Annotated in this window: 18 protein-coding genes; 11 read left to right on the forward strand and 7 right to left on the reverse strand. The window is 65.1% G+C overall.

Going from position 1 to position 18,525, the window contains the following annotated elements:
- The first annotated feature begins 72 nt into the window (after positions 1 to 72).
- Positions 73 to 1,662: an alpha-amylase family glycosyl hydrolase gene (locus P2G62_RS13660; protein ID WP_275735457.1), complete on the forward strand. Its 1,590-nt coding sequence runs from the start codon at positions 73 to 75 to the stop codon at positions 1,660 to 1,662.
- A gap of 68 nt (positions 1,663 to 1,730) precedes the next feature.
- Here P2G62_RS13660 and P2G62_RS13665 read toward each other — a convergent pair whose 3' ends face one another.
- Positions 1,731 to 2,786, reverse strand: coding sequence for an ATP-binding protein (locus P2G62_RS13665; RefSeq protein ID WP_275735458.1), 1,056 nt, complete (start codon positions 2,784 to 2,786; stop codon positions 1,731 to 1,733).
- Positions 2,787 to 2,955: 169 nt separating this feature from the next.
- On the opposite strand from P2G62_RS13665, the gene P2G62_RS13670 reads away from it, so the two are divergent.
- On the forward strand, positions 2,956 to 3,354 hold the full coding sequence (locus P2G62_RS13670; RefSeq protein WP_275735459.1) for a hypothetical protein: 399 nt from the start codon (positions 2,956 to 2,958) through the stop codon (positions 3,352 to 3,354).
- A gap of 7 nt (positions 3,355 to 3,361) precedes the next feature.
- Here P2G62_RS13670 and P2G62_RS13675 read toward each other — a convergent pair whose 3' ends face one another.
- Genes P2G62_RS13675 through P2G62_RS13690 form a run of 4 tightly spaced genes read right to left on the reverse strand, consistent with a single transcriptional unit; the run spans position 3,362 to position 5,573 of the window.
- Complete coding sequence (locus P2G62_RS13675; protein ID WP_275735460.1) at positions 3,362 to 3,532, reverse strand: hypothetical protein; 171 nt, start codon at positions 3,530 to 3,532, stop codon at positions 3,362 to 3,364.
- Positions 3,532 to 4,050: a gamma carbonic anhydrase family protein gene (locus tag P2G62_RS13680; RefSeq protein WP_275735461.1), complete on the reverse strand. Its 519-nt coding sequence runs from the start codon at positions 4,048 to 4,050 to the stop codon at positions 3,532 to 3,534. Before P2G62_RS13680 ends, P2G62_RS13675 begins: the two co-directional genes overlap by 1 nt.
- Positions 4,047 to 4,682 carry a guanylate kinase gene (gene gmk / locus P2G62_RS13685; protein ID WP_275735558.1) on the reverse strand — a complete coding sequence of 212 codons (636 nt, stop codon included), beginning with the start codon at positions 4,680 to 4,682 and terminating at the stop codon, positions 4,047 to 4,049. The genes P2G62_RS13680 and gmk overlap by 4 nt, the downstream gene beginning before the upstream one ends.
- 12 nt (positions 4,683 to 4,694) lie before the next feature.
- Positions 4,695 to 5,573 (reverse strand): YicC/YloC family endoribonuclease, encoded by an 879-nt coding sequence (locus P2G62_RS13690; protein ID WP_275735462.1) that lies wholly within the window; start codon positions 5,571 to 5,573, stop codon positions 4,695 to 4,697.
- 244 nt (positions 5,574 to 5,817) lie between these two features.
- Here P2G62_RS13690 and P2G62_RS13695 point away from each other — a divergent pair, with 244 nt between their 5' ends.
- Complete coding sequence (locus P2G62_RS13695; protein ID WP_275735463.1) at positions 5,818 to 6,522, forward strand: PAS domain-containing protein; 705 nt, start codon at positions 5,818 to 5,820, stop codon at positions 6,520 to 6,522.
- 74 nt (positions 6,523 to 6,596) lie between these two features.
- On the opposite strand, the gene P2G62_RS13700 is transcribed toward P2G62_RS13695, so the two are convergent.
- A complete protein-coding gene (locus P2G62_RS13700) occupies positions 6,597 to 7,967 on the reverse strand; it encodes a 3-deoxy-7-phosphoheptulonate synthase class II (protein WP_275735464.1) in 1,371 nt (456 codons plus the stop codon).
- Between the two features lie 185 nt (positions 7,968 to 8,152).
- Here P2G62_RS13700 and P2G62_RS13705 point away from each other — a divergent pair, with 185 nt between their 5' ends.
- From P2G62_RS13705 to P2G62_RS13740, 8 genes are all read left to right on the forward strand, one after another.
- Positions 8,153 to 9,274 carry a GlxA family transcriptional regulator gene (locus tag P2G62_RS13705; RefSeq protein ID WP_275735465.1) on the forward strand — a complete coding sequence of 374 codons (1,122 nt, stop codon included), beginning with the start codon at positions 8,153 to 8,155 and terminating at the stop codon, positions 9,272 to 9,274.
- A gap of 167 nt (positions 9,275 to 9,441) precedes the next feature.
- The gene (locus P2G62_RS13710) at positions 9,442 to 10,626 is read left to right on the forward strand and encodes an ABC transporter substrate-binding protein (RefSeq protein WP_275735466.1); all 1,185 of its coding nucleotides are present in this window, start codon (positions 9,442 to 9,444) and stop codon (positions 10,624 to 10,626) included.
- Between the two features lie 106 nt (positions 10,627 to 10,732).
- Entirely contained in the window at positions 10,733 to 11,521 is a 789-nt protein-coding gene (locus P2G62_RS13715) for an ABC transporter ATP-binding protein (protein ID WP_275735467.1), read from the forward strand.
- Positions 11,522 to 11,573: 52 nt separating this feature from the next.
- Complete coding sequence (locus P2G62_RS13720; protein WP_275735468.1) at positions 11,574 to 12,278, forward strand: ABC transporter ATP-binding protein; 705 nt, start codon at positions 11,574 to 11,576, stop codon at positions 12,276 to 12,278.
- A gap of 1 nt (position 12,279) precedes the next feature.
- A complete protein-coding gene (locus tag P2G62_RS13725; RefSeq protein WP_275735469.1) occupies positions 12,280 to 13,287 on the forward strand; it encodes a branched-chain amino acid ABC transporter permease in 1,008 nt (335 codons plus the stop codon).
- On the forward strand, positions 13,284 to 14,615 hold the full coding sequence (locus P2G62_RS13730; RefSeq protein ID WP_275735470.1) for a branched-chain amino acid ABC transporter permease: 1,332 nt from the start codon (positions 13,284 to 13,286) through the stop codon (positions 14,613 to 14,615). Before P2G62_RS13725 ends, P2G62_RS13730 begins: the two co-directional genes overlap by 4 nt.
- Before the next feature lie 147 nt (positions 14,616 to 14,762).
- On the forward strand, positions 14,763 to 16,337 hold the full coding sequence (gene guaA / locus P2G62_RS13735; protein ID WP_275735471.1) for a glutamine-hydrolyzing GMP synthase: 1,575 nt from the start codon (positions 14,763 to 14,765) through the stop codon (positions 16,335 to 16,337).
- 107 nt (positions 16,338 to 16,444) lie between these two features.
- Entirely contained in the window at positions 16,445 to 17,206 is a 762-nt protein-coding gene (locus P2G62_RS13740) for a GNAT family N-acetyltransferase (protein WP_275735472.1), read from the forward strand.
- A 3-nt stretch (positions 17,207 to 17,209) separates the two neighbouring features.
- Here the strand turns inward: P2G62_RS13740 and P2G62_RS13745 are convergent, their stop codons facing one another.
- Positions 17,210 to 18,331, reverse strand: coding sequence for a DUF6456 domain-containing protein (locus tag P2G62_RS13745; protein ID WP_275735473.1), 1,122 nt, complete (start codon positions 18,329 to 18,331; stop codon positions 17,210 to 17,212).
- Positions 18,332 to 18,525 lie beyond the last annotated feature (194 nt).

Consider the following 18,525-nt stretch of genomic DNA (forward strand, 5'->3'; position numbering starts at 1 on the left):
AGCGGGCATTGATTTGCTGCGCGGGCAAACAGGTCTATGCTTTGCCCGAATCTCAGGCAACGAGGGGGCATCATGGCGCAGGACTGGTGGCGGGGCGCGGTGATCTATCAGATCTATCCGCGCAGCTTTCAAGACGACGGCGGCAGCGGCGTGGGCGATCTGCGCGGCATCACCCGCCGCCTGCCGCATGTCGCCAGCCTTGGCGTCGATGCGATCTGGCTGAGCCCGATCTTTCCCTCGCCGATGGCCGACATGGGCTATGACGTGTCCGACTATTGCGGGGTCGAACCGCTGTTCGGCACGCTGGCCGATTTCGACGCGCTGGTGGCGCGGGCGCATGATCTGGGGTTGAAGGTCATCATCGATCAGGTGCTGAGCCATTCCTCGGACAAACACCCTTGGTTTGCCAATTCGCGCACGCGCGGCGACAAATCCGACTGGTATGTCTGGGCCGATGCCCGCCCCGATGGCAGCCCGCCCAACAACTGGCTGTCGGTGTTCGGAGGCCCCTCCTGGGAATGGGACGCGGGGCGCAAGCAATACTATCTGCACAATTTTCTGCCCGCGCAACCCGATCTGAACCTGCGCAACCCGGCGGTGCAGGACGCCATGCTGCAGGTGCTGGAATTCTGGCTCGACCGTGGCGTGGACGGGTTCCGTCTGGATACCGTGAACTATTACATTCACGACGGACAGTTGCGTGACAACCCGCCCGCCACGCCCTTCGGGCCGGTCTGGCCGCCGGTCAACACCTATGACATGCAGCGTCACGCCCATGACAAGAGCCAGCCCGAGAACCTGGCCTTCCTGGCCCGGCTGCGCGCGCTTCTGGATCGCTACAACGAACGCTGCCTTGTCGGCGAGGTGGGCGAGGTCGCGCCCTATGCGCTGCAGATCATGGCCGCCTATACCCAAGGGCCCGCGCATCTGCACATGGCCTACAGCTTCGACATGCTCGGCCCCGAATTCACGCCCGCGCATTACCGCACCGCCATCGAGGGCTTCTTCAGGGCCGCGCCGGGGGGCTGGCCCTCGTGGTCATTCTCCAATCACGATGTGAACCGCCATGTCACCCGCTGGACGGAATTCGGCACGCCCGAGGCGCTGGCGAAACAGGCGATCGCGATGCTGGCCTCGTTTCAGGGCACGATCGGGATCTATCAGGGCGAGGAACTGGGCCAGACCGAGACCGAGCTGGAATATGCCGAACTGACCGACCCGCCCGGGCTGCGCTTCTGGCCCGAGAACAAGGGCCGCGACGGGTGCCGCACGCCGATGGTCTGGGATGCGGGGCCGCATGCCGGTTTCTCCACCGTGAAGCCGTGGCTGCCGGTCAAGCCGCCACAGGCCGCGCGTCATGTGGCCGGGCAAGAGGCCGACCCGAATTCGGTGCTGCACCACTACCGCAAGATGCTGGCGTTCCGGCGCGAAAGCCCCGTGCTGCGCCTCGGCACGACCGAGTTTCTGCCCGCCCCCGACCCTGTTCTGGCCTTCCGCCGCAGCACGGGCGCGACCAGCCTGCGCTGCTATTTCAACCTTGGGCCCGATCCGGTCACCCTGCCCGCCCCGGCGGGCACGCCGGTCGGGCCGATCCTGGCGGCCAGGGTCCACGACGGGCACTTGGAACTGGGGCCGAACGCGGCGATCTGGTTCGAGGACTGAACCGACGCCGGGAATATGCGGACAGGAAGCCAGCCATGCCGTGCAGGCGGCGCCCCTGCCCCCGGATTTCAGAGCGCCGGCAGGATCACGCTGAAACAGCTGCCCTTGCCCTTTTCGCTTTCGATCTTCAGCCGTCCGCGATGGCGCGCGACGATGTGCTTGACGATGGCCAGCCCCAGCCCGGTGCCGCCCTGCTCGCGCGATCGGTGGGTGTCGACACGATAGAACCGCTCGGTCAGGCGCGGCAGATGCATCGGTTCGATCCCCTCGCCCTTGTCGGACACCGCGACACGGAAGGCCGGGCCGCGCAGCACGGGCTCATGCGCGATATGGGTCACGGTGACCGTCACCGAACCGCCCGCCCCGCCGTATTTGATGCCGTTCTCGATCAGGTTGGAAAACACCTGCGTCAATTGATCTGCATCGCCCGAGACCTTGAGCACCCCGGTCTCGCCCGCCCGGATCAATGCGACCTTCTGCATCTCGGCCACGGGCGTCAGCGTCTGCATCGCGCCTTTCAGCACCGCCGACAGATCGACCTGTGTCGTCGGCCGCAGACGCTCTTCGGATTCGACGCGGCTGAGCGAGAGCAGATCGCCCACCAGACGGTTCATCCGCCCCGCCTCGCGTTCCATGATCGCCAGGAAGCGGTCGCGCGCCACCGGATCATCCTTGGCCGCGCCGCGCAGGGTTTCGACGAATCCCATCAGCGCGGTCAGCGGGGTGCGCAGCTCGTGGCTGACGTTGGCCACGAAATCGCGGCGCATCGCCTCGGCTTCCTCGACCGCCGTGATGTCCTCAAAACTCAGCATGGCGCCGCCGCGCGGCAACATCCCGCCTTCGTCGGGGGGCAGTGGCGCGACAGAAACCAGCGTCAGCATCTCGCGCCCGGGTGGCGTGATCCGCAGCCGCACCTGATCAGCCCGACCCTCGGTCAGCGCGGCCTCCAGCGCCCGGCCCAGCTGCGGCTGGCGCAGCACCGTCACGAAGGCCCGCCCTTCCAGCGCCGCGCCAAACAGTGCCTGCGCGCCCTGGTTCGAGGCGACGATCTTTTCCTCGGCGTTCACCAGCAGAACCGGCAGGGGCACGGCCTGAAGAACCGGGATGATGGACGATTTCAGCATGATGGTTCTCCGATTCGCTGTGCGGAGCGTCGACCAATCCCGATGCAGAGTAAACCACGCATGCAAATTCGCTTGAGGCCCGGGGCGTGCAGGGCTAACCCTTTGCATGTGATATAAAGATTTTTCACCCGAGGGATGTTCTCTCAGCCGCAGCCTTCAGGACCGCCGCATGACGATTCCGCCCTCTTCGAACTTGCGGCAGTCCGGTCCGGCGGGGCGGGTGCGCGACGATCTGACCGGTCGCCGCATTCTGATGGTGGAGCCGTCCGCGACACTTCCCCTCGCGTTGCAGGCGGTCTCTGGCGCCTCGGCTGCGATTGTCCAGCTGGGCGCGATTGACGCCGAACTGCTGGCACGCACGGCACCCGATGTGGTGCTGTCGCCCCTGATGACGTCAGAGTATGACATTCTGGATCTGGCGCGCGTCCTGCGCGATTGCGGCTATCAGGGCGCGCTGCGGGCCTATTGCCCGCCGCTGCCCAATACCAAGCTGGTGCGCGCCGAGGTGGCCCAGATCTGGCCGGGCGTCGATTTCGACATTCTCGAAGTGCCCCTGAAGGCCGACTGAGGCGCGCTCAGGGCAGGAACAACCGTCGGAACACCCAGCCCGTCACCCCCGCCAGAACCGCGCCGGGCAGCACCCAGCCCTGATCGAAGGCCAGGGCCGAGCACAGCAACGGCACCGCGGTCACCGCGATCCGCGCCCAAAGCGGGCGCAGCCACGGGGTTTGCGGGTCCAGCAGCATCACAGCGCCCTCAGCCCGCGGGCATAGCGTGCCGCATTGGCGCGGTAATGCGCCGCCGATTTCAACAGCCGCGCCTGTGCCTCTGCATCCAGTTCGCGCACCACCTTGCCGGGGCTGCCCATCACCAGGCTGCCATCGGGGATTTCCTTGCCCTCGGTAATCAGCGCGCCCGCACCGATCAGGCAACCGCGGCCGATCCTGGCGCCGTTCAGCACCGTGGCGCCCATGCCGATCAGGCTGCCGGCCCCGATGGTGCAGCCGTGCAGCATCGCCTTGTGCCCGATGGTGCAATCCGGCCCGATCACCAGCGGGAAGCCCATGTCGGTGTGACAGACGACGTTTTCCTGCACGTTCGAGCCGCGGCCCACGCGGATTTCCTCGTTATCGCCGCGCAAGGTGCAGCCGAACCAGACCGAGGCCTCGTCTTCCAGCACCACACGGCCGATCAGATTGGCATCGGGGGCGACCCAGGCGCCCTGCCCGATCACCGGCGCAATTCCGTCGAGTTCATAGATCATCGCGCATCAAACTCCTTGTTCAGGCCGCGCACGAATTCGGTCAGACCCGGCTGACGGTCGGCGCGCGCCCGTTCAGCCGACAGGATGGTTTTCAACTCTTCCGTCGCCTGATCGGCATCATGGTTGACCACCACATAATCATATTCGGCCCAGTGGCTGATTTCATGCATGGATTTCGCCATCCGCGCCGCAATCACCTCGTCGCTGTCTTGCGCGCGGCCCCGTAGCCGGCTTTCCAGCTCGGCGATCGAGGGCGGCAGGATGAAGATGCTGACCACATCCTTGCCCAGCGAGGAGCGGCGGATCTGCTGGCCGCCCTGCCAGTCCACGTCGAACAGCGTGTCATTGCCCGCGCGCATTGCGGCCTCGACCGGGGCTTTCGGGGTGCCATAGAAATTGCCGAACACCTCGGCATGTTCCAGCATCTCGCCCGCCATCACCATCTCGTTGAAATCGTGCTTGCTGCGGAAGAAGTAATCGACCCCGTCGGTTTCGCCCGGGCGCGGCGCGCGGGTGGTGGCCGAGACCGAGAATTTCAGCGACGGGTCCCAGGCCATCAGCCGTTTCGCCAGCGTCGATTTGCCTGCCCCCGAGGGCGAGGACAGGATGATCAGCAAGCCGCGGCGGGCCAGATCGGTCATGACTTACTCCACATTCTGGATCTGCTCGCGCATCTGGTCGATGACATGCTTGAGGTCAAGCCCGATCGCGGTCAGCCGCTCTGACCCCGATTTGGAACACAGCGTATTCGCCTCGCGCACGAATTCCTGCGTCAGGAATTCGTATTTGCGCCCCACCGGCGCCGGATCTGCCAGCAGCGTGCGCGCGGCGGTGACATGGGCGCGCAGCCGGTCGAGTTCTTCGGCCACGTCGGCCTTGACCGCCAGCATCGCCAGTTCCTGCGCGATGCGCTGCGGATCGGCGCCGGGCGCCCCCTCCATCACGCGGGCCAGATTGGCGCGCAGGGCGGTTGCGACCTCGGGGCGGCGCGCCTCGGCGGCGGCCTGTGCCTCTTCGGTCAGGGTTGCGATCCGGTCGATCTGCGCGCCGATCACTGCCCCAATTTCGCCACCTTCTGCCGCCCGCATCGCGCTGAAATCGGTTAACAGCGCCTCAAGATCCCTTAACAGCGCAGCGCGCAGCGCAGCCGGATCTTCCAGTGCGGGCGGTCCCTGTTCGATCACGCCGCGCAGGGTCAGCAGGTCGCTTGCACGGCTGGGGGCCAGGGTCAGGCCCTGCTCTTGCGCGGCGGCCTCGATCTGCGCCACAGCCCGCAGCACCGCGGTCAGGCCAGAGGCGCTCAGGCGCAGCCCTTCGGCCTGTTCGGACCGGGCAAGTCGCAGATTCAGCGTGATATTTCCGCGCGCTGCCACCTGTGCAACGGCGCTGCGCACAGCGGTTTCCAGCCCCTCGACCTCGGGCAGGCGCACCCGCAGATCGAAGCCCTTGCCATTCACCGAACGGATGTCCCAGGTCCATTCATACCCAAGCGCCGCCCCCTGACGGGCGGCGAATCCGGTCATCGAAATCACCCTGCTCTGGGGGGCGGTCATGCGGTTCTCGGCGGTGTCGGGCTTAACCATTTAAGACTTTAGTTCCCCATGTGGCAGAAAAAAGGCGTATTAAGAGTTCAGTAAGGATTTCGCTCCGTGGGTCAACCGAAAGACCCGATTTCGCCGAAGGCAACGGAGCTTTTCAGCGCCGGGCACGCGGTTTTTACGCCCGGGCGAAGAAACAGGTGCTATGATGGAACGCGACGAAAAAACCTTGGGGAAGGTTCTTCAGATGGTGCAGCAGGCGGGGGCCGGGCAGCGGATCGTGGCCGAGATGCGCGCCTATTGGGAGGCGCTGCGACGCGGTCGTCTGATTCCTGCACGCTCGGATGTGGACCCGCGCGGCATCGAACGGGCGCTGGAATATGCCTTCATCATCGAACGCGTCGCCCCCGGCATGGGCCGGTTCCGGCTGGCGGGCATGCATCTGAACGACCTGATGGGGATGGAGGTGCGCGGCATGCCGTTGACCGCGATGTTTACCCCCGAAGGCCGCCGCCGGATCGCCGAAGTGACCGAGGCGATGTTTCAGGACCCCGCCATTGTGGAGTTGACGCTGCGCGCGGAAACCGGCATCGGCAAGCCACCGCTGAACGCCCGGCTGTTGCTGCTGCCGCTCAAATCCGATCTGGGCGACATCACCCGCGCCTTGGGCTGTCTGGTGGCCGAGGGCGAGGCGATCGGGCGCACGCCGCGCCGTTTCGAAGTGATGGCGGCCCAGGTTACACCCATCGTGCAGGACGTCGACACGCCCGCACCGGCCCCCGTCCCGGTCAACCCCGCCGCACTGGGGCTCCACGATCCGGCCCCGGCGTTTGGCAAACCCGCCCCTGCGGCACAGCCGCAGCGCCCCGCCATCGCGCCCCGCACCCCCGAGGAGCGCCGGGCGATGTTCCGGCTTGTGCGCGCCGACGACTGAAATCTGGGTTCGTAACCAGTAAAGCGACCCGAAAGTGTTAACTTCGGGTCGCAAGTTTTTGTAATATGGTAGTTTTACTGGTTCGCAGCTTTTTGCAGCGCGCGCCGGTCCCGCAGTTCTTCGGCCACCAGGAAGGCCAGTTCCAGCGACTGGCTGGCGTTCAGGCGCGGATCGCACGCGGTGTGATACCGGCTCGACAGGTCTTCGTCCGAGACCGCGCGCACGCCGCCGGTGCATTCGGTCACGTCCTTGCCGGTCATCTCGAAATGCACGCCGCCGGGGATCGTGCCCTCGGCCTTGTGGATGGCAAAGAATTCGCGCACTTCGCGCAGCACCGAATCGAACGGACGGGTCTTGAAGCCCGAGGCCGATTTGATCGTGTTGCCGTGCATCGGATCGCAGGTCCACACCACATTGGCGCCTTCGGCCTGCACGGTCTGGATCAGACGCGGCAGGTGATCGCCCACCTTGCCCGCGCCGAAACGTGCAATCAGCGTCAGCCGCCCGGCCTCGTTGGCGGGGTTCAGCTTCGCCATCAGCACCTTCAGATCCTCGGCCGTGGTCGAGGGCCCGCATTTCAGCCCGATCGGGTTTTGCACACCGCGGCAGAATTCGACATGCGCGCCGTCGGGCTGACGGGTGCGGTCGCCGATCCAGATCATATGGCCCGAGCCCGCGACCGGCAGCCCGGAGGTCGAGTCGATCCGGCACAGCGCCTCTTCATATTCCAGAAGCAGCGCTTCGTGGCTGGTGTAGAAATCGACCGTGCCCAGCTCATGCGCGGTTTCCGAGGTGACCCCGGCCGCGCGCATGAAATCCATCGCCTCGGCGATCTGCTCGGCCACCTTGCGGTATTTCGCGGCCTCGTCTTCGTCGGTGAAGCCCGAAATCCACGATTGCACGCGGTGAATATCGGCATAACCGCCGGTCGAGAAGGCGCGCAGCAGGTTCAGGCTGGCCGCGGCCTGGGTATAGGCCTGCAGCATCCGGTTCGGGTCGGGCAGCCGGGCGTCCATCGTGGCCTCGAACCCGTTGATGATGTCACCGCGGTAGCTGGGATATTCCACGCCGCCGATCATTTCGGTCGGGGCCGAGCGCGGCTTGGCGAATTGCCCGGCCATCCGGCCGACCTTGACCACCGGCACCTTGGCGCCCCAGGTCAGCACGATCGCCATCTGCAACATCACCTTGAACGTGTCGCGGATGTTGTCAGCCGAGAATTCGGCAAAGCTTTCGGCGCAGTCGCCACCTTGCAGCAGGAAGGCCTCTCCCTTGGCGACCTTGGCCAGATCGGCGCGCAGGCGCCGCGCCTCACCGGCAAAGACCAGCGGCGGCATCTTTGCCAGTGTCGCCTCAACCGCGTGCAGCGCAGCCATGTCGGGATAGTCCGGCATCTGCACCCGCGGTTTCGCGCGCCAGTCCGATTTCGTCCATCCCTTAGCCATCTTCGCCTCCAAAGCATCCAGAGCGTGTCCGGTGCTTATAAAGCGGTCGGGGGGCCAGAACAAACCCAATATTCGTTTTTTGCAGGGCGGTCATAATCTGCGCGCCAAGCCGCACTGTTCGCGCCCTCTTGCGGGGGACACAATTCCCTGATTGTGTGGCTCGAAACGACAAACACAGGTCGCAAATGCGCAGCCCTTCCACGCCCCGAACCCATACCCGCCCGGCCTCTTCGCATGGCACCGTGCGGCTGCCACCGATCGAACGCCCGCGGCGTTATATCTTCCTGCTGCTCGACCGGATGACGATGATGGCCTTCGCCTCGGCGATCGAGCCGCTGCGACTGGCCAATCAGGTGTCGGGCCAGAAACTTTACGACTGGAAGCTGGCCTCCGAAGACGGGCAGGATGTGTCTTGCTCGAACGGGGTGACGCTGCGGGTCGACATGGGGCTGGACGAGGTCACGCGCGACGACACCGTGCTGGTGTGCGGCGGAATCGACGTGACCGAGGCGACGACGAAACCGATCCTGAACTGGCTGCGGCGCGAGGCACGCAGGGGCGCCGCGATCGGCGGGCTGTGCACCGGCGCCTGGGCCGTGGCCCGGGCCGGGTTGCTGGACGGCAAGCGCGCGACGATCCATTGGGAAAATCAGGACAGCTTCGCCGAAGATTTCGAAGAGGTGCGGCTGGCCAAATCGGTCTTCGTGATCGACGGCAACCGGCTGACCACCGCGGGGGGCACCGCCTCGCTCGATCTGATGCTCAAGCTGATCGCGCGCGATCATGGCGAGGCGATGGCCAATACCGTGGCCGATCAGCTGATCTATAACTCGATCCGCACCGATCAGGACAGCCAGCGCCTGTCGATCCCGACAAGGATCGGCGTGCGCCATCCGAAACTGGCGCAGGTGATTGGCCGGATGGAGGCCAATATCGAAGACCCGGTGAGCCCGGCAAAACTGGCCGAAGAAGTGGGCATGTCGACCCGGCAACTGGAACGGCTGTTCCGGCGCTATCTCAACCGCTCGCCCAAGCGCTATTACATGGAGATCCGGCTGCAAAAGGCGCGCAACCTTCTGATGCAGACCGAGATGAGCGTGATCAACGTGGCGCTGGCCTGCGGCTTCGCCTCGCCCTCGCATTTCTCGAAATGCTATCGGGCGCATTATCAGACCACCCCCTACCGCGAGCGCGGCACCTCGGGGGCGGCGGGCGAGGCAGGCGGCGATTACGACCCGGGCCTGATCCCCGAAGACGACGATTGCGACCTGACCGGCATCGACTTCCCGGAAGAGAAATTCGAATGACTGCCGCGCCGATCGCCCCGCAAACGCGCGGACGCTGCGTCAAGGCGCCAAAAATTTGCCCGCATGGTCGGATTTCGGCCCTGCAAAGCAACCCTGTCCTATTTTCTTTTACGCAGGCGCGCTCTAACCTTCGCGCCAGGACAATGTTCCAACATGGGAGTGAACATATGAAAAAGCTTCTTCTGGCCACCGCCGCTGCCGCGCTGACCGCTGGCGGCGCTTTCGCCGAGGATGTCAAACTGGGGATTTCGCTGGGCTTCACCGGCCCGCTGGAATCGATGTCGCCGACCATGGCGCAGGGTGCCGAACTGGCGATGAAAGAAGCCACGGACTCGGGCAAGTTCATGGGCGGCGCGACCGTCACCCCGGTGCGCGGCGACAGCACCTGCGTTGACGCCGCAGCGGCCACCGCCACCGTGGAACGTCTGATCACCGCCGAAGGCGTGAAGGGCATCGTCGGCGGCATGTGCTCGGGCGAAACCACCGCCTCGCTGCAAAACGTCGCCATGCCGAACGGCATGGTCATGATCTCGCCCTCGGCCACCTCGCCCGCGCTCTCGACGCTGGACGACAACGGCCTGTTTTTCCGCACCTCGCCGTCGGACGCGCGTCAGGGCCAGGTGATGACCGAAATCATCATGGAACACGGCATCAAGTCGGTTGCCCTGACCTATACCAACAACGACTACGGCAAGGGCCTGGCCGACAGCTTCGCCGAAGCCTTCACCGCCGCCGGCGGCACCGTGACGATCAACGCCGCCCATGAAGACGGCAAGGCCGATTACGCCGCCGAAGTCGGCGCGCTGGCCTCGGCCGGTGGCGACGCGCTGGTGATCGCGGGCTATGTCGATCAGGGCGGTTCGGGCATCCTGCGCGGCGCGCTGGATTCGGGCGCGTTCGAAACCTTCGTCTTCCCCGACGGCATGGTCGGCGCGACGCTGCAAGACAACTTCGGCGCCGAGGTGAACGGCTCGTTCGGGCAGATCCCCTCGTCGGAAGGCGCGGGCAAGGACAAGTTCATCGAGATGGCGACCGCGGCCGGCTTCGACGGCACCTCGGTCTATTCGTCCGAGGCCTATGACGCGGCTGCGCTGATCATGCTGGGCATGGCGGCGGCCGGTTCGACCGACCCGAATGTCTACAAAGAGAAGATCATGGATGTGGCCAACGCTCCGGGCGAGCCGATCCTGCCGGGTGAACTGGGCAAGGCGTTCGAACTTATTGCCGCGGGCCAGGACATCGACTATCAGGGCGCGTCCTCGGTCGAACTGATCGGCGCGGGCGAGTCGTCGGGCACCTTCCGCGAGATCGAGATCAAAGACGGCAAGATCGAAACCGTCAAATACCGCTGACCGGCGGCACAGGCATAGGACAGCCCGGAGAGATCCGGGCTGTTTTCCATTAATAACAAGGCCATAAACGGCAACCTTCATGTCGTGCATGAAGTTAGGGGACTGCATGATCCGGGTAGAGAACCTGCACAAGCATTTCGGCGGCTTCCGCGCTGTCGACAATGCCTCGCTAGAGATCGCCACCGGCTCCATCACCGGGCTCATTGGCCCGAATGGCGCCGGGAAATCGACGCTTTTCAACGTGATAGCCGGGGTTCATAAACCAACCTCGGGGCGGGTCACGATGGATGGCGAGGATATTACCGGGCTTGCCCCGCACGAGCTGTTTCACAAGGGGCTGCTGCGCACCTTCCAGATCGCGCATGAATTCCCCTCGATGACGGTGCGCGAGAACCTGATGATGGTGCCCGGCAATCAGTCGGGGGAAACGCTGTGGAACGCCTGGTTCGGCCGCGGACGGATCGCACAGGAAGAGGCGGCCCTTCTGAAGAAGGCAGACGAAGTTCTTGATTTCCTGACGATTTCGCACCTGAAAAATGAACGTGCCGGCAACCTTTCGGGCGGGCAGAAGAAGCTTTTGGAACTGGGACGCACGATGATGGTCGAGGCCAAGATCGTGTTCCTGGACGAGGTTGGCGCAGGTGTGAACCGCACGCTTCTGAACACCATCGGCGATGCGATCGTGCGGCTGAACAAGGAACGCGGCTACACCTTCTGCGTGATCGAGCATGACATGGATTTCATCGGACGGCTTTGCGATCCGGTGATCGTGATGGCCGAGGGCCGCGTGCTGGCCGAAGGATCGTCCGAAAGCATCATGCAAAACGAGGCGGTGATCGAGGCCTACCTGGGCACCGGGTTGAAGAACAAGGTCAAGGCGGAGGCTGCATCGTGATCGGATTTTTCATGATCAAGCAAGGCGTTATGGGCTGTTTCGGAGGCATCGCATGAGCTTTCTTGACGCCTCTGACATGACGGGCGGCTATGGCGCCGCCGATATTCTGCACGGCTGCACGCTCAAGGTCGAAAAGGGCCAGATCGCGGTGATCGTGGGCCCGAACGGCGCGGGCAAATCGACCGCGATGAAGGCGGTCTTCGGCATGCTGAAATTGCGCGGCGGCCATGTGAAGCTCGACGGCGAGGACATCACCGCGCTTTCCCCGCAAGAGCGGGTGCGCAAGGGGATGGGCTTCGTGCCCCAGGTCAACAATGTCTTCCCGACGATGTCGGTCGAGGAAAACCTGGAAATGGGCGCCTTCATCCGCACCGACGATTTCCGCCCGACGATGGAGCAGGTCTATGATCTGTTCCCGATCCTGCGCGACAAGCGGCACCAGAACGCGGGCGAATTGTCCGGCGGGCAGCGCCAGCAGGTCGCCGTGGGCCGCGCGCTGATGACGCAGCCCAAACTGCTGATGCTGGACGAACCCACTGCGGGCGTCAGCCCCATCGTGATGGATGAGCTGTTCGACCGGATCATCGAGGTCGCGCGCACCGGCATTTCCATCCTGATGGTCGAACAGAACGCGCGTCAGGCGCTGGAGATCGCCGATCAGGGCTATGTGCTGGTGCAAGGCGCCAATAAATACACCGACACGGGCGCCGCGCTGATGGCCGACCCCGAAGTCCGCCGCACCTTCCTGGGGGGCTGAGATGGAATTCCTCAATGCGCTTGTCGCAATTCTGAACTACGTCGTGGTGCCCGCCACCGCCTATGGTGCGCAGCTTGCGCTCGGGGCGCTCGGGGTCACGCTGATCTATGGCATCCTGCGGTTCTCGAACTTTGCCCATGGCGATACGATGGCCTTCGGCACCGGCATCACGATCATCGTGACCTGGGGCCTGCAGGCACTGGGGATCGGGCTGGGACCGCTGCCCACCGCCCTGCTGGCCCTGCCCTTCGGCATCGCGATCACCGCGGCGCTGGTGCTGGCGACCGACCGCGTGGTCTATCGCTATTACCGCAAGGTCAAAACCGCGCCGGTGATCCTGACCATGGTTTCGGTGGGCGTGATGTTCGTGATGAACGGCGTGACGCGCTTGCTGATCGGCGTCGATGAGATCCAGTTCGCCGATGGCGAGCGGTTCGTCGTCGCGGCGCGGGCCTTCAAGGCCGCCACTGGCCTGGACGAACCGCTGTCGATCCGCACGACGCAGGTCATCACCGTGGTCGTCGCCGGGCTGGTGGTCTGGGCGCTGTTCTGGTTCCTGGCGCGCACCCGCACCGGCAAGTCGATGCGCGCCTTCTCCGACAACGAGGATCTGGCGCTGTTGTCGGGGATCAACCCCAACCGCGTCGTGGCGGTGACCTGGATCATCGCGGCGGCGCTGGCCACCACGGCAGGCACGCTTTACGGTCTGGATAAATCCTTCAAGGCGTTCAACTACTTCCAGCTGCTGCTGCCGATCTTCGCGGCGGCCATCGTGGGCGGCTTGGGCAATCCGCTGGGCGCGATTGCGGGCGGGTTCGTCATCGCCTTTTCCGAGGTGGGCGTGACCTATGCCTGGAAGAAGGTGGCCACCTATCTGATCCCGAACTGGGAGGCCGAGGGGCTGATGCAGCTTCTGTCGACCGAGTATAAATTCGCGGTCAGCTTTGCCATCCTGATCATCGTGTTGCTGTTCAAGCCCACCGGGCTGTTCAAGGGGAAATCGGTATGAGCACGCATCAACCGAGCGCCGCCCGGGGCGGCAAAATCCGCGCGCCGCTGCTGTTTGCGGTGATGGCCGTGCTGATCGGCTTCGAGGGCATGACCTCGGGCTGGAACGGCGCCATCGGCATCCTCAACATGGGGCTGATCTCGGCGATCCTTGCCCTGGGGGTGAACATGCAATGGGGCTATGCGGGGCTCTTCAACTCGGGCGTGGTGGGTTTCATCGCGCTTGGCGGTCTGGCGCCGGTCCTGGTGTCGATGCCCCCCACGCCCGGGGCTTTCGCGGCAGGCGGCTGGCAGATCCTGATCGGCCTGCTGATCGCGGTGGCCGCGATCGTGCTAGCGGTCTGGCTGAACGGGCGGCTTGCGGGCAAGGCGCGCGTGCTGGCCATCGTCGCGGTTCTGGTCGCGGGGTTCTTCATCTATCGCGCGGTCTTCGATCCGGCGGTGGCCGCAGTGCAGGCGATCAACCCTTCGGCCCTTGGTTATCTGGGCGGGCTTGGCCTGCCGGTGCTGCTGGCCTGGCCGGTGGGCGCGCTGCTGGCGGCCGGTGCCGCCTGGGTCATCGGCAAGACCGCGCTTGGCCTGCGCTCGGACTATCTGGCGATTGCGACGCTCGGGATCGGCGAGATCATCGTGGCCGTGCTGAAGAACGAGGAATGGCTGGCGCGCGGCGTGCTCAACGTCAACGGCATTCCCCGCCCCTGGCCCGTGCCCTATGAAATCGACCTGCAGGGCAATGCCGCCTTCGTCGAACGCGCCGCCGCACTGGGGCTTGATCCGGTCACGGCCTCGACCCTGCTGGTGAAACTGCTTTACACCGGGCTTTTCGTGGCGGTTCTGGGCCTTCTGCTCTGGGCGGCCCAGCTGGCGCTGAAATCGCCCTGGGGCCGGATGATGCGCGCGATCCGCGACAACGAGATCTCGGCCGCGGCGATGGGCAAGAACGTCACCCGCCGCCACCTGCAGATCTTCGTGCTGGGCTCGGCCGTGATCGGGCTCGCCGGCGCGATGATGATCACGCTCGACGGGCAGATGACGCCCTCGTCCTACAACCCGCTGCGTTACACCTTCCTGATCTGGGTGATGGTGATCGTGGGCGGTTCGGGCAACAACTGGGGCTCGGTTCTGGGCGGTCTGCTGATCTGGTATCTTTGGATCAAGGCCGAGGCCTGGGGCCCGCAGATGATGGATCTGGTCACCGCCAACCTGTCGGAAGGCGCGCTGAAACAGCATCTGGTCGATTCGGCGGCACATATGCGGCTGATCGTGATGGGGCTGGTGCTGCTGCTGGTCCTGCGGTTCAGCCCGCGCGGGCTTTTGCCCGAGCGCTGAAACCGACCGAAACCTGGGGGGCTTCGGCCCCCCTTTTCGACTCTGCTGCTTCTTTCTGGTTCAAATATCCCGGGGGTCCGGGGGCAGAGCCCCCGGCCTTGCCTCCCGCCTCTTGCTTTCCAAACGCGCGCCGAATATTCCCGCGTCATGACCCAGCATCAACGCCTCCTCATCATCGACTTCGGTTCTCAGGTCACGCAGCTGATTGCGCGGCGCCTGCGCGAGCTGAACGTCTATTGCGAAATCCACCCCTATCAGAACGTGACCGACGCGTTCCTGGCCGATTTCGCCCCCCAAGCCATCATCTTTTCGGGCGGCCCCGACAGCGTCACCCGTGAAGGCTCCCCCCGCCCGCCGCAAAGCGCCTATACGATGGGCGTTCCGATCCTGGGCATCTGCTATGGCCAGCAGGTGATGATGCAGGATCTGGGCGGTCTGGTCGAAGCGGGGCAAAGCCACACGGCCGAATTCGGCCGCGCCTATGTGACGCCCGCCGCGCAAAAACTCTCGATCCTCGAGGGCTGGTTCGAAGGCGAAGGCAAGGATGCGGGCCGCGAGCAGGTCTGGATGTCGCACGGCGATCACGTCTCGCGCCTCGCCCCGGGCTTTGAGGTCTACGGCACCTCGCCGGGCGCCCCCTTCGCGATCACCGCGGATCTTGCGCGCAATTTCTACGCCGTGCAGTTCCACCCCGAGGTGCACCACACCCCGAATGGCGCGAAGCTTTATGAAAACTTCATCCGCCTCGCGGGCTTCACCGGCGACTGGACGATGGCGGGCTACCGTCAACAGGCGATCGAACAGATCCGCGCGCAGGTGGGCAAAAGCCACGTCATCTGCGGCCTTTCGGGCGGCGTCGACAGCTCGGTCACCGCGATCCTGCTGCACGAGGCGATCGGCGATCAGCTGACCTGCGTCTTCGTCGACCACGGCCTTCTGCGCCTGGGCGAGGCCGAGCAGGTCGTCGCGATGTTCCGCGACAATTACAACATCAAGCTGATCGCGGCCGACGAGAGCGATCTGTTCCTCGGCGCGCTCGAAGGCGTCTCGGACCCCGAGGTCAAACGCAAGACGATCGGCAAACTCTTCATCGACGTGTTCCAGAAATACGCCAATGAAATCGAGGATGCCGAGTTTCTGGCGCAGGGCACGCTCTACCCCGATGTAATTGAATCGGTCAGCTTCTCGGGCGGCCCCTCGGTCACGATCAAGTCGCACCACAACGTCGGCGGCCTGCCCGAAAAGATGGGTCTGAAACTGGTCGAGCCGCTGCGCGAGCTGTTCAAGGACGAGGTCCGCGCCCTAGGCCGCGAACTCGGCCTGCCCGAGAGCTTCATCGGCCGTCACCCCTTCCCGGGCCCCGGCCTCGCCATCCGCTGCCCCGGAGAGATCACCCGCGAAAAGCTCGAAATCCTGCGCAAGGCCGATGCCGTCTATATCGACCAGATCCGCAAGCACGGGCTTTATGACGAGATCTGGCAAGCCTTCGTCGCGATCCTGCCGGTGAAAACCGTAGGTGTGATGGGCGACGGGCGCACCTATGACTACGCCTGCGCGCTGCGCGCGGTGACGTCGGTCGATGGGATGACCGCCGATTACTACCCGTTCAGCCACGAATTCCTGGGCGAGACCGCGACGCGGATCATCAACGAGGTGAAGGGCATCAACCGGGTGACCTACGACATCACCTCGAAACCGCCGGGCACGATCGAGTGGGAATGAGCTTTCGCCCGCGCCTTTCGGGACGCGGGTGAAATCACACGCGGGCGGTGGCGCGCCTGTCACAATTACGGGGCAGCCGGTCTTCGGCTGTGTCACGGGGGGGATGCATGGCACTGATCCGACTGACCGGCCATCTGATCTGCGCCTCGGCGGCAGAGCGTCAGGCGGTGCTGTCCCACCTTCCTGCCCATATCGCCGCGACCGTGCGTGAACCGGGCTGCCTGTTTTTCGACATCGCGCAAACTGCGGACCCGATGGTCTGGTCGGTATCCGAAGGCTTCGCCACGCAGGCGGATTTCGACGCGCATCAGGCCCGCGCTGCCGTCAGCCCCTGGGCTGCGGCGACCCGGGCCATCAAGCGGGTCTACGAGATGGGGGCGACCGAGCCCGAAATCGCCCCCGAAACCGACGCCGACATCGCGCCAATCGACCGGCTGACCCGTGCCGCGTTCGGGGGCCCCGACGAGGCGGAGCTGATTGCGCAGCTGCGCACGCAGGGGGATCTGGCCTTGTCTCTGGTCGCGCGGCTTGGACGCAGCGTTCTGGGGCATGTCGCGTTTTCCCCGCTTGCCGCCCCGATGAAGGCGTGGGCGCTGGCGCCGGTCAGCGTGCGCACGGCCTGCCGTCGGCAGGGGATCGGCGCCGCGCTGATCCGCGCCGGTCTGGAAACCGCCCGTGCACAGGGCGTCGAGGCCGTTCTGGTGCTGGGCGATCCGGCCTATTACGGGCGTTTCGGTTTCAGCGCAAAGGCGGCCCAAGCGCTGCGCACCCCCTACGACGGGCCCTATCTGCAGGCGCTGTCCTTGTCGGGCACGGCGCGCCTGCCGGCGGGCGACATCACCTATCCGCCCGCCTTCGCGGCGCTGTAAGGCTCAGCCGATCAGCGGCGAGGCCCCGCCATAGGCTTCTTCGTAATGCCGTTTCAGCCGCATCAGCGCGATGCGCAGCACGATCTTTCCCGACCGCGCCGACCAGCCCAGACGCCGTTCCGCCGTTTCCAGACCTTCCAGAAAACAGCAGCAGCGCAACACCATATCCCCCAGCCCCGGCCCCAGATCGCGCAGGGCCAGCGCCACCCGGTCACGCACCCGATCAGATCCGCCACCATGGCCCGCGTCGGGGCGATACTGTCCGCGGTCCCCGCCGGTCAGAAACCGTTCCCAGTTCTGCGCCACACGCGGGCCGATCTGCGCCAACTCGAAATCTTCGCGCAGCCGTTCGCCCGCCGCGACAAGGTCCGGGGTCAGGAAGGGCTCTCCGTCCTTGTCGCGGCGCCGCGCCAGAACGCCCAGCGGGCTTTCGGCCAGGTTGGCGCGAACCCGCCGGAGCCGCCCCTGCCCCTCGTTCACCGTGCGCTCGCCCCAGTCGCGGTGTTGATCGGCGAAAGGCATCGCTTCGGCTTCGGCCTCGGCCGCATCGACGAACCCACGGGCGGCGGCCTCTTCATCCAGCATCCGTTTCAGCGCGGCCCGCCCGGCCGGTGCGATTTCATAGCTGATGACACGCCCGGTATGCCTGACCGTGATCCAGTCCTGCAACGCGAAGGCCTGCGCCATGGCGCGTTCGGTTACGGCAGTGCGCACCGTGCCGCGCAACACGACGGCCTTGTCCATGTCGCCCGCCACGATCAGCAGGGCGCCCGGCTCGGCCAGACGGCGCAGGATGCGGCGGCCTTCACGCGCCAGCTGGTCGGTATCGGTCGGGATCTCTTTCGTGCGGATCGGTGCGGTCATCTGAACGTTTTCCTCTTTATGGGCGGAGGTTTGGGCAGGGAGGCAGGCGACAGACCCCAGACAGGACAGCGCCTCGTCGACCAGCGGATCGTCGCGGCGGGCCTCGATACGGCGCACCCGGCGCAGGACGGTCGAGGCATGGCACCCCTCCACCCGTGCCAGTTGCCGGATCGACACGCCTTCTTCCACATGGCGCAGATACAGCCGCGCGTAATCTGGCAGCCAGGCAGGCAGCGCTGCCCCGGCCGGTTCGGTCCTCATCGTCGTGTCCCCCGCAAAAGGCGCGGCGCAGCAGCCGCGCCGCTCTGTCATCCCATTCAACCGTGGGTTGCTTTGGTTACCCGTTCGTTAATAAATGGAACGATGCCGATAATTGTTTAAATTTCCTAAAGATCGTCGAACGTTGCGCACGCATCAGCGGGGAAACGCGCAACACCCGCATAAGTTGTATCATT

This window comes from Paenirhodobacter sp. CAU 1674 (assembly GCF_029222945.1).
Taxonomy (GTDB): Bacteria; Pseudomonadota; Alphaproteobacteria; order Rhodobacterales; family Rhodobacteraceae; genus Rhodobacter.